Source organism: Streptomyces sp. SID5464 (assembly GCF_009862985.1).
In the GTDB taxonomy this organism is placed as follows: domain Bacteria; phylum Actinomycetota; class Actinomycetes; order Streptomycetales; family Streptomycetaceae; genus Streptomyces; species Streptomyces chartreusis_D.
In genome coordinates this window covers 47,808-58,615 of record NZ_WWIQ01000022.1, presented here as the reverse complement: position 1 = coordinate 58,615, position 10,808 = coordinate 47,808, and the positions used below count along the sequence as shown (strand labels likewise).

At 72.0% G+C, this 10,808-nt stretch carries 9 protein-coding genes; 5 read left to right on the top strand and 4 right to left on the bottom strand.

The features are described from left to right. Positions 1 to 105 precede the first annotated feature (105 nt). Positions 106 to 900: an SURF1 family protein gene (locus GTY47_RS15815; RefSeq protein WP_010032005.1), complete on the bottom strand. Its 795-nt coding sequence runs from the start codon at positions 898 to 900 to the stop codon at positions 106 to 108. 90 nt (positions 901 to 990) lie between these two features. Further along, on the bottom strand, positions 991 to 1,815 hold the full coding sequence (locus GTY47_RS15810) for a class I SAM-dependent methyltransferase (protein WP_010032002.1): 825 nt from the start codon (positions 1,813 to 1,815) through the stop codon (positions 991 to 993). A 102-nt stretch (positions 1,816 to 1,917) separates the two neighbouring features. Between GTY47_RS15810 and GTY47_RS15805 the strand changes: the two genes are divergently transcribed. Further along, positions 1,918 to 3,771, top strand: coding sequence for a prolyl oligopeptidase family serine peptidase (locus tag GTY47_RS15805; protein ID WP_010032000.1), 1,854 nt, complete (start codon positions 1,918 to 1,920; stop codon positions 3,769 to 3,771). A gap of 296 nt (positions 3,772 to 4,067) precedes the next feature. On the opposite strand, the gene GTY47_RS15800 is transcribed toward GTY47_RS15805, so the two are convergent. After that, positions 4,068 to 5,966, bottom strand: a complete 1,899-nt coding sequence (locus tag GTY47_RS15800; RefSeq protein WP_010031999.1) for an NAD-binding protein — start codon at positions 5,964 to 5,966, stop codon at positions 4,068 to 4,070. A 176-nt stretch (positions 5,967 to 6,142) separates the two neighbouring features. Here GTY47_RS15800 and GTY47_RS15795 point away from each other — a divergent pair, with 176 nt between their 5' ends. From GTY47_RS15795 to GTY47_RS15785, 3 genes are all read left to right on the top strand, one after another. Further along, a complete protein-coding gene (locus tag GTY47_RS15795) occupies positions 6,143 to 7,216 on the top strand; it encodes a permease (RefSeq protein WP_102515009.1) in 1,074 nt (357 codons plus the stop codon). Then, entirely contained in the window at positions 7,213 to 7,920 is a 708-nt protein-coding gene (locus GTY47_RS15790; protein ID WP_010031994.1) for a TIGR03943 family protein, read from the top strand. Before GTY47_RS15795 ends, GTY47_RS15790 begins: the two co-directional genes overlap by 4 nt. Positions 7,921 to 8,004: 84 nt before the next feature. Next, positions 8,005 to 8,457: a hypothetical protein gene (locus tag GTY47_RS15785; protein WP_010031992.1), complete on the top strand. Its 453-nt coding sequence runs from the start codon at positions 8,005 to 8,007 to the stop codon at positions 8,455 to 8,457. A gap of 280 nt (positions 8,458 to 8,737) precedes the next feature. Here GTY47_RS15785 and GTY47_RS15780 read toward each other — a convergent pair whose 3' ends face one another. After that, entirely contained in the window at positions 8,738 to 9,025 is a 288-nt protein-coding gene (locus GTY47_RS15780) for a DUF3303 family protein (protein ID WP_010031987.1), read from the bottom strand. A 283-nt stretch (positions 9,026 to 9,308) separates the two neighbouring features. On the opposite strand from GTY47_RS15780, the gene GTY47_RS15775 reads away from it, so the two are divergent. Further along, the gene (locus GTY47_RS15775) at positions 9,309 to 10,763 is read left to right on the top strand and encodes an FG-GAP and VCBS repeat-containing protein (protein WP_029180615.1); all 1,455 of its coding nucleotides are present in this window, start codon (positions 9,309 to 9,311) and stop codon (positions 10,761 to 10,763) included. Positions 10,764 to 10,808 lie beyond the last annotated feature (45 nt).

Sequence of the window (10,808 nt, the reverse complement as noted above, 5' to 3'; positions counted from 1 at the left end):
GATCTCCCTGCTCGAGCGAAGCCGAGAGCTCGGGGGAGGGTGGGCGGGGGCGGCACCCCGCTCCGCCGGGCTGCGGACCCACCCGCCCTCAGCAGCGACGGCGCGTCACTTGCTGCCGGCGTCCACGGCGACAGGCTCCTCCTCCGCCACCAGCCCCAGCTCCGCGTCCCGCGCGAACTCCACCTCACGCCGCAGCAACCGGAACCACATGAAGATCACGAACCCGACGAAGGCGAACCACTCGGCGGTGTAACCGAGGTTCTGGAACGCCTTCAGATCCAGCCCGGTGTCCGGCGGCGCACTCGCCGGCACCGCCTTCATCCCCGAGTCACCCTTCGCCAGCGTGACCCACGCGTCGTACACGTCGTACGGCACCAGATTCACCAGAGACGCCGCGCTGATCGCCCCGGTCTGCCCGGCCGGCAGGCCGCCTTGCGCACTGACGCCGTTGTCCCCAGGAGTCTCGGACGCCTGGAGCGCCCCGGTGACCGTGACCTCACCCTCGGGCGCGGCGGGCGCCTTCGCCGCGTCGGCGGTCCCGGGCAGCCAGCCACGGACCACCGGCAGCGCCTCGCCCGAGTCGGTGCGCAGCAGCGTCAGGACGTAGAAGCCCTGCTTGCCGTCGAGCTCCCGGCCGGGCACCAGCAGCTGCTTGCCGTAGCGGCCGGTCGCGGTGACGAGCTTGCCGGACGTCGCCTTGGTCACCGGCAGCATCTCGCCGAGCGGCCGGGGCGCCTCGTGCCGTGCCTCGGAGACCTGCTCGGTCGCTGTCCGGTGGTCCTGCACGCGGTCCTCGAACCGGCCCAGCTGCCAGGACCCCATGAAGATGCAGAAGGGGATGGACAACAGCACGAAGACGTTGATCCCCCACCATCGGGGCGTCAGCAGAAACCGGTACACACCCTTACGGTACGGGGCAGCCGGGCGGGCCCGGCCTGCGGGGTCGGTTCGACTCGCCCGCGCGAACGCCGCTCCCGGCCATGGCCCCGGTCAGTCCCTGCGGGCCCGGACCGAGTACATCAGCGGGATCCGCGGCCGGTCCGCCGGATAGCGGAAGTAGCCGTCCCGCCGCTCGAAGCACCCGAACCGCCGGAACAGCGAGACGTCGTGCTCGTGCAGGAACTCGATGCGCAGCCCGGCCGCCGCCAGCGCAGAGACGACCTCGCCGACCGGGTGCTGCCACTCCACGCGCCGGTTGTGGACGAACTCGGCACCCTCGGCCGCGTACGAACCCGGACTCTCCTCGATCCAGGCGTCACGGGCGAAGTAGTCGTACGTGATCCGCGAGCCGGTCTCGTCGTCGAGGACGTCGGTGAGCGGATGGAACTCGCAGAGGTACAGGAACCCGCCGGGCGCCACCAGCGAGGCCGCCGTCTCGGCCCAGCGGCCGATGTCGGGCAGCCAGCACAGCGCACCGACGCCGGTGTAGACGATGTCGTACGACGGGTCCGGAACCGCGGTGGCCGCGTCGTACACGTCCGCCGCGACGAAGGCCGCCCGGTCCTGGCCGAGACCGAGATCGCGGGCGAGATCGCGGGCGATGCCCACCGCCGGTTCGGAGAAGTCGAGGCCGACGACACGGGAGGCGCCGTGCCGGGCCCAGGACAGGGTGTCGAGGCCGATGTGGCACTGGAGGTGCAGCAGCGAGCGGCCGGAGACGTCGCCGACCTCGGCCAGCTCGAAGTCGCGCAAGGGGTCCTGGCCGGCCCGGAAGGCGTCGAGGTCGTAGAAATCGCCCGCGGCGTGCAGGGGAACGCGTTCGTCCCAGTGGGCGCGGTTGGCCTCGTGCCAGTCGGCCGGGGTGGGGGAGTACATGGGGTGACTCCTGACCTGCTGGGAAGGGGGACCGGTGGAGGTTATCCACAGGCTGAGGACCTCGCCAGCGAATTGTCGGCGAGGGGCGGGCAGTATGGGGCCATGACTGAGAGCAACGGATCCGACGCGCGGGATCAGCGGGACCAGCACGAGCAAGAGGTACAGGCGGCACAGCAGGAGCGGATGCCGGACTGGGAGAAGCGCTTCCGGGCGCCCCGGGTGTCCCTGCCCGACTGGGCGGAGGACGCGCCGGACCGCTCCCTGTTCGTGTCGAACGCGACGGGGACGTACGAGCTGTACGCCTGGGACCGGAAGACGGGCGAGCAGCGCCAGGTGACGGACCGGCCGAACGGCACGACGGACGGTGTGCTGTCACCGGACGGCGCCTGGATCTGGTGGTTCGACGACAAGGACGGCGACGAGTTCGGCGTCTGGCGCCGCCAGCCCTTCACGGGCGGCGCGGACGAGCTCGCCGCCGAGGGCCTGGACGCCTCCTACCCGGCGGGCCTCGCCCTCGGCCGTGACGGGCGCACGGCGGTCGTCGGCCGATCGACCGACGAGGACGGTACGACGATCCACCTCGTCCGCACCGGCGAGGCGCCGGTGGAGATCTACCGCCACCGCGAATCGGCGGGCGTCGGCGACCTCTCCCACGACGGCTCGCTCATCGCCATCGAGCACACCGAGCACGGCGACGCCATGCACTCCGCCCTGCGCGTCCTGCGCACCGACGGCACCCCGGTCGCCGACCTCGACGACACCGAGGGCGGTACGCGCGAGCTGGGCCTGGAGGTCCTCGGCTTCGCCCCCGTGGACGGCGACACCCGTCTCCTCATCGGCCACCAGCGCCGGGGCCGCTGGGAGCCCCTGGTCTGGGACGTCGCCTCCGGCGAGGAGACGGACCTGGCGCTGGAACTGCCGGGCGACGTCAGCGCCGAGTGGTACCCGGACGGCACCGGCCTGCTCATCGCGCACAGCTTCGAGGCCCGCAGCGAGCTGTTCCGCTACGACCTGGCGAGCCGCGCCCTGACCGAGATCCCGACCCCGCCCGGCACGGTGTCCGGTGCCACGGCCCGGCCCGACGGCAGCGTGGAGTACATGTGGTCCTCGGCCGCCGAGCCCTCGGCGGTCCGCTCCACGTCCGGCGGTGTCGTGCTCGACCCGCCCGGCATGAAGTCACCCGGCTCGGTGCCGGTGGAGGACGTGTGGGTGGAGGGGCCGGGCGGCCGCATCCACGCCCTCGTCCAGAAGCCGACGGGCACCACCGGCCCGCTCCCCACGGTCTTCGACATCCACGGCGGCCCGACCTGGCACGACAGCGACTCCTTCGCGGCGGGCCCGGCGGCGTGGATCGACCACGGCTACGCGGTGATCCGTGTCAACTACCGCGGCTCCACGGGCTACGGCCGTGCCTGGACGGACGCCCTGAAGCACCGCGTGGGCCTCATCGAGCTGGAGGACATCGCCGCGGTCCGCGAATGGGCCGTCACCTCGGGCCTCGCCGATCCCGACCGCCTGATCCTCACCGGCGGCTCCTGGGGCGGCTACCTCACCCTGCTCGGCCTCGGCGTCCAGCCCGACGCGTGGACGCTGGGCATCGCGGCGGTGCCCGTCGCCGACTACGTCACGGCCTACCACGACGAGATGGAAGCGCTGAAGGCCATGGACCGCACGCTTCTCGGCGGCACCCCCGAGGAGGTCCCCGACCGCTTCGAGGCCTCGTCCCCCCTCACATACGTCGACCGGGTCAAGGCACCGGTCTACATCTCGGCCGGCGTCAACGACCCGCGCTGCCCGATCCGCCAGATCGAGAACTACGTCAAGCGCCTGGAGGCGAGAGGCGCGGTCCACGAGGTGTACCGCTACGACGCCGGGCACGGCTCACTGGTGGTGGACGAACGGATCAAGCAGGTGAGACTGGAACTGGAGTTCGCGGAGAGGCACCTGAAGAAGTAGCCACGCACCCCGGGCCGCCGCGCCCAGCCCCGGTCGGTCGCCCCGGCCCGCGGGCGGTCGTGGCTGGTCCGCGGGCAGCCCCGTGCCCAGTCCCGGGCGGTCGTGCCCAGTCCGCGGGCAGTCGTGCCGCCTGGGGCGGCACGGGTGGGCGCGGGCGGCACCCCGCTGCGCCGGGTCGCGCCACGCCCGGCCCCAGCTCCGACGCCGAGCACCTCGTAACGCCGGGTGGCGCAACCCCCGTGCCTCGGCCCCGACGCCGGGCACCTCGCAACGCCGAGCAGTACAACGAACCGCGACTACGCCCCCGCCCGCTCCCGCCGCCTCCGCCCCAGCAACTCCGCCAACCCCCGCCGCGTAGCCGCCAGCACCACCCGATCATCCGCCCCCAGCACATACGTAGGAGGCAGATCCCACACCAGCCCCGAAGCCGGCGCTCCTTCCTCCTCCGGACTTTCCCCTTCGCCCCGCCGCCCCCCAGGAGGTGCCGTGTTGAGCGCCAGCACCCGCCAGGCCCCCGCCCGGAACGCCTGCCCCACCGTCCGCCCCTCCAACTGCGGATGCCCGGCCACATCCACCTCCGCGAACAGCAACACGCGCCGCTCGACCGGAATCGCCCCCAGAATCTGCCGCCCCATCATCGCCCCGGCGAACGCGGGCGCAGCCAGATGGGACACACTCCGGCTCCGCGTGAGGGCGAACGGATGCGCGGCCCGCAGTGTCCGGTACACCGCGGTCGCGAAGTCGTCGTCGTACAGCCGCAGCACGACCCGCAGATCGGGCCGCACGGACCGCGCGTACAACGCGGCCTCCAGATTCGTCGTATCCGCGCTGGTCAACGCCAGCAAGGCATGCGCGCGATGGATCTTCGCGGCCTCCAGTACCCCTTCCTGCGTGACATCCCCGAGCACCACCGGCACCCGCAGCCGCCGCGCCGTGGCCATCCCCCTGGCCTCCGGGTCGGACTCGACGCACACCACCGGAATGTGCAGCTCCCGCAGCCGCGTCAGCACCCGCGTGCCGATCTTGCCGAGCCCGAGCAGCACCACATGTCCGCCGAGCCCCCGAGGCGGCTTCCGCAGCGCCGACGCGCTGCGGAACGTGCCCAGTGCCTCCAGCACCGCGGCCAGCAGCACCGGCAGCAGCAGCAACCCGACCAGCCCGGAGAGCAGTTGCAGCACCTGCCGCCCGGTCGACTCGTGGTACGCGGGATCGTTGATGCCGAACAGGTCGAGGAGCGTGACGTACGTGGCGTACAGCGGATGCTCCCCGGTCACGAACATCAACGCGACGGCGAGCGCGAGCACACACCCCACCAGCCCGGCCAGTGACCACCGCAGCCGGCGTGAGAACAGCGAGGCGAACGGCGGTACACCGCCCCGCCCGGTCGGCAGGGACGGCCCGGAGTACGACACCTGCTCCAGGACAACGGTCCCGCGCCCGGTCGCCGACGCCACCGCCGCCTCGTCCGGCAGCAGTCGCGGCCCCTGCTCCCCGCTACCCTCGGAACCGTCCGCCCCGGCCGGGTCGTTGCTCGTCGCGGACAGCAGCGCCAGGGTGCACAGGCCGGGGTCGGCCACCTCGCCCGGCCGCGGCGGCTGCCGCTCCACGGCACGCAGGACGAGCCCTTCGGTCTGGACGACCTTGCTGGTGCCCACGAGGGCGGTGGCGGCCAGCGCCGGAGCGGCCGTGTCGGCGTCGGACAGCACGGTCGTCGACGCGTCCAGTCCGCCTCCCGTGCCGGGCCCCGTGCCGGAGGCCACCGCCGCCGTCTGGTCGAGCAGTTCCTCGATGTGCTGGCCCAACCGCCGGTTGTACAGCCGGAGTACGAGCCTGATGCGGGGGTTGAGCCTGCGGGCGGTGAGCGCGGCGCGGATGTTGGTCTCGTCGTCGTCGTACACCAGCGCCAAGGCGGCCGCCCGGTCGGCGCCCACGTCGGTGAGCACGGCCTCCGTGACGTCGGGGGCCTCCACGATCTGCTCGTTCGCGGCCGGTTCGGCGCCACCCGTGCCCGTCCGGTTGACGGCCGCGCTGACCCGGTCGAGCAGGGCCGCAGAGGCGGCCCGGGCCCGTCCGACGACCGGCTGCCGCACCCGGCGCCCCGAGGGCGGCACCACGAGCGTGACCTGTTCGCCGTACACACCGCGCAGTTCGGCGGCCAGGCGGTGCGCGAGCCCGTCGTCCCCGCACACGATCATGTGTGTGGCCGGATCACCTGGCAGACCTTGGTTCGGAACGCTCCCCACAAGGGAGAAGACTGCCTCACCGGGACGGCTGGTTCCAGAAGGGAACTGCGGTGGCTGAACGCCCGGCCTGGCGCGGCCGTACAGAAGGGGAGGCAATGCCCGTGCGCACGACCGGAGGTACCGGGCCCGTGGCCACCACGAACCCCGCCCCGCAGGAGACCGACGAGACCGGCAGCACCGACGAGACCACGGAGTCGGCACCCGGTAAGGACACGGGCACGGGCGCGGGCCCGAACTCGGACTCCGACGACGCCCGCCACCTCAACTCCCCTCTCCTGCTCACCCTCCTCCTGCTCACGGCGGTCATGCTCCAGGGCCCGATCCGCGGAGCCCTGTCCGCACCGGTGATGCAGAGCTGGATGACGGTGTTCGTCGCGGTCATGGTCCAGGCGCTGCCGTTCCTGGTGCTCGGCGTGCTGCTGTCGGCGGCGATCGCGGTGTTCGTGCCGCCGTCCTTCTTCGCCCGCGCCCTGCCGAAGCGCCCGGCCCTGGCGGTCCCGGTCGCGGGCGTGGCGGGCGCGGTGCTGCCCGGCTGCGAGTGCGCGTCGGTGCCGGTGGCCGGGGCACTGGTCCGCCGAGGGGTCACACCGGCGGCGGCCCTGGCGTTCCTCCTCTCGGCGCCCGCCATCAACCCGATCGTGCTGACGGCGACGGCCGTGGCCTTCCCGGGCAACCCGGAGATGGTCCTGGCCCGTTTCGTCGCCAGCCTGCTGGTGGCCTGCGCGATGGGCTGGCTCTGGCACCGCGTCGGCCGCACGGACTGGCTGCGCCCGCCGGACAGACCCTCGTACGAGGGGCAGGGCAGGGGGGCGGCCTTCTGGGGCTCGGTGCGCCATGACGTGACGCACGCGGGCGGCTTCCTGGTGATCGGTGCGATGGCCGCGGCGACGCTGAAGGCGGTGGTGCCGGAGGAGTGGCTGCGCGCGGCGGCCGGGAATCCGGTGTTCTCGGTGCTGGCCCTCGCGGTGCTCGCCGTCCTGCTGTCCATCTGCTCGGAGGCGGACGCGTTCGTGGCGGCGTCCCTGACCCAGTTCTCGCTGACGGCCCGTCTGACGTTCCTGGTCGTGGGGCCGATGATCGACCTGAAGCTCTTCGCGATGCAGGCGGGCACCTTCGGCCGGGCCTTCGCCCTGCGCTTCGCCCCCGCCACGTTCGCCCTGGCCGTCGTCGTGTCGGCCCTGACCGGAACGGTCCTGCTGTGAACCGCCTGGCCCAGACGGCCCTCCTCTTCCTGCTCGGCGCGACGCTCCTGCACGCCGGTCTCACCGACCTGTACCTGCGCTACGTCAAGGCGGGCCTGCGCCCGCTGGTGCTGCTGGCGGGCGTGGTGCTGATCGCGACGGCGGCGGCGACGCTCTGGTACGAACGCCGCCACGCACGCGGGCAACAGCGCCACCATCACGAGCCCCGTGTCTCCTGGCTCCTCACCCTCCCCGTCCTCGCCCTGATCCTGGTCTCCCCGCCGGCCCTGGGCTCCTACAGCGCGGCCCACACGGGCACGGCCCTGACGAAGCCCTTCGGCTTCCCGGACCTCCCCGCCGGCGACCCCCTCCGGCTCGGCGTGGCCGACTACGCGGGCCGGGCGGTCTACGACGACGGCCGATCCCTGCGCGACCGCGAGCTGAAGATCACCGGCTTCGTCACGCTGGACCGGGCGGGCACCCCCTACCTGGTCCGCATGGGCCTCAACTGCTGCGCGGCCGACGCCCAGCCGGTCAAGATCGCCCTGACCGGCAACATCCCCCCGGTCCTGAGCCCGGACACCTGGCTGGAGATCACCGGCCGTTACACCCCCCGCCGGACCGAGGACCCGGTCAACGACGGCCCGATCCCGTACCTCGAAGTCACCAGCTCCAGACCGGTACCGGCACCGGCCGACCCGTACGACGAGACGTGGAACACCTGAGCCCCGCGTGCCGGGCGTCACCACCCGTACTGGAAGGGCCACTTCGGGGTACTCGGGAAAGCCGCTGATCAGCGAGGGGGAGGTATGACCACACCGAGCGGCGAGACCAGGACCAGGACCGGGACGCAGACCGGCCGCGCGGCGGAACCCACCCGGGACCTCCTGGCCGAGGCCCGCGAGCAACTCGCGAAGGCCGACAGCAAGGCCGGACTGACGCTGGCGACCCTGGGCGCGGCCCTGACCGCCCTGCTCGGTGCGATCACCGGCGGCCTCATCGTGCCGGGCCAGTACGCCGTGATCCCACAACTCCTGGTCTGGGCCGGCTGCGCCGCCTGCGCCCCGTCCCTCGTCCTGCTCGGTCTGGCCGCATCACCCCGACGCGCCTCCCAGGCCTCCTCCTCCGGAGACGCGACGCAGTTGGAGGTCCTGTCCCGCACGGCCTGGCTCAAGTACCGCTGCATACGCCGGGCGATGGTCTGGGGCGCGGCCTTCCTCACACTCACACTGGCGGGAACGCTGGCCGGGGCGTTGTCCTGACAGCCCACCTGGCTCACGTCACTGATCCATCGCGCCCGGCCGACCGTCACCGACCCAGGGTGGTCTCGGATGGCCCTGGAGGCCCTCAAGGCCGCCATAGCGGAAGGGACCACGACGCGTACGTAGCCGAACTCGCCGCCTTCACACACACGGTCCGCACCGCCGGCACCCCCACCCCCACAGGCGAGGACGCGCGAGCGGCCCTCTCCATGGCCCTGGCCGCCATCGAGTCCGTCACGACGCCGGTCCCACCTGCCCCCGGACGCTGAGGTCAGCGCTGCTACTTCAGGGCAGCAAGGCCCCTCTGCAATTCGTCGAGGTTCATGACCGGCTCGAATGTGACTTCCGCGCCCATCTCCTGGAAGAACGGGTCGGCGATGGAGGGCAACTCCGAGCTGTCCTGCATGTCGAATACCAGAATCATGGAGCGCCCGCCCTCAGGAGTGAAGTAGGCGGCCTCCGGCTTCAGCCGCTCGATGGCCGCTTTCACTGAGTCGGGCATCGCTCCACCCTTCGTCACCTGATTCGACATCTGGGTGTCCATGCGGGCCTTCATCATCATCCGCATCGCACGCTCTCCTCGCGCACCGTGACCTGCGCGGTTCCGTCCGCGCTCGCTGGGATCCGGTGCATCAAGCTCAGCTCACCCCCGTGGGTCACCGACCGCAACATTTACTGCTTCCCACGTGACGCCAAGGAGTGGCACTCGCTTCCCCTCCACAACAGGGGGACGAGGACGGAGCGGGCTGTCCCTGAGCGTTCGTACAACCATTCGGCCGCCGCCTACGTCGTAGAGCGCAGTCGATCAGATCAACAGGTCGCTCACAGCACGCTCTCGACAACGGAGACCCATGGCCAGACGTACCGCCCTCCCCGCTGCTGCCGTGGCCCTCGTGGCAGCGGTCTGCACACCGTTCATGACGGCCCCCGCGGCGTCGGCGGCCCCCGCCAAGCTGTCCGACGACTTCAACGGCGACGGCTACCGCGACTTCGTCATGCTGGGCGGCTCGCACGCCAAGGACGGCCGGGTCACCGTCGTCTACGGCACGCCGTCCGGTCCCGGCACCCGCGTCCAGATCATCCACCAGGACTCGGCGGGCATCCCGGGTGCGGTGGAAGCGGAGGACGGGTGGGGGTCCGCCTCCACCACGGCCGACCTCGACCGCGACGGCTTCGCCGATCTGGTCGTCTCCTCGCCCGGCGAGGACGTCGGCACCATCCAGTCCCGTGGCGGGCTGACCGTCGTCTGGGGCAGCGCCAAGGGCCTTGGCTCGGGCACCGTCTTCAACTCCCCGGTCCCGCAGGAGTACGAGGGCCAGGGCGACCACTTCGGCGAGGAGGTGGTGTCTGGCGACTTCGACGGTGACGGCGACCAGGACCTGGCCGTCACCAGCCACAGCCGCTCCGGCGTGGTCGTTCTCAAGGGTCCCTTCACCCGTGCCGGCGGCAAGAGCGGCTGGGACTCCCTCGGCGGCTCCTACGGCTACCTGTGGGCCCCCAACCTCGTCGCCGGCCGGGTCACCGCCGACGCCGCCACTGACCTGTACATCCTCGGCAACGACCTCCAGGACGGCACCAGCGACCTGGACCTGCGGGCCTACTTCCACCGCGGCGGCAGCACGTTCACCCAGCGGGCGGGCGAGCTGCGGGTGCCCGACGACGGGGGCCACCAGAGCGGCGACATTCTGGCCATCGGCGACTTCGACAAGGACCGCTACGGTGACCTGGCCATCGGCCGCGGCTACGAGACGGGCGACGGCGAACGCGGCTACGTGACCGTCCAGTACGGCGGCTCGGGTGGCCCCGACATCGCCCGCAAGCCCGTGAAGTTCACCCAGAACACCACGGGCGTGCCCGGCACGTCCGAGAACGAGGACTTCTTCGGCTCAGCCATTGCGGCCGGCGACGTCAACGGCGACGGCTACGCGGACCTCGCCGTCGGCGCCCGGGGCGAGGACCTCGGCACCAAGCGCAACGCCGGTACGGTCAGCGTCCTCCTCGGCCGCGCGGGCGGCCTGTCCGGGACCGGTGCCAAGTCCTACACCCAGGACACCTCCGGCATCACCGGTACGACCGAGACCGAGGACCAGTTCGGCGCCTACCTCAAGCTCACCGACTACACCCGCGACGGCCGGGCCGACCTCGTGATCGACACCAACGAACAGCTGGGCTACGAGGACCGCTGGGGCCTCGTCCACCTTCTGAAGGGCTCCGGCTCGGGCATCACGACGACGGGCTCGAAGGCGTACTCCGTGACGTCGCTGAAACTGTCGTACACGCGTCTGGGCGGGCCGTTCACACGCTGAGCCGCTGAATCTGCGGCGACCGTTGAGGAGCGAACACAGCGACCC

What these genes read in the sequence shown, in the direction of transcription:
- GTY47_RS15810 (WP_010032002.1), bottom strand. Translation starts at nt 1,815, where the DNA reads ATGTACTCCCCCACCCCGGCCGACTGGCACGAGGCCAACCGCGCCCAC.
- GTY47_RS15805 (WP_010032000.1), top strand. Translation starts at nt 1,918, where the DNA reads ATGACTGAGAGCAACGGATCCGACGCGCGGGATCAGCGGGACCAGCAC.
- GTY47_RS15800 (WP_010031999.1), bottom strand. Translation starts at nt 5,966, where the DNA reads ATGATCGTGTGCGGGGACGACGGGCTCGCGCACCGCCTGGCCGCCGAA.
- GTY47_RS15785 (WP_010031992.1), top strand. Translation starts at nt 8,005, where the DNA reads ATGACCACACCGAGCGGCGAGACCAGGACCAGGACCGGGACGCAGACC.
- GTY47_RS15780 (WP_010031987.1), bottom strand. Translation starts at nt 9,025, where the DNA reads ATGCGGATGATGATGAAGGCCCGCATGGACACCCAGATGTCGAATCAG.
- GTY47_RS15775 (WP_029180615.1), top strand. Translation starts at nt 9,309, where the DNA reads ATGGCCAGACGTACCGCCCTCCCCGCTGCTGCCGTGGCCCTCGTGGCA.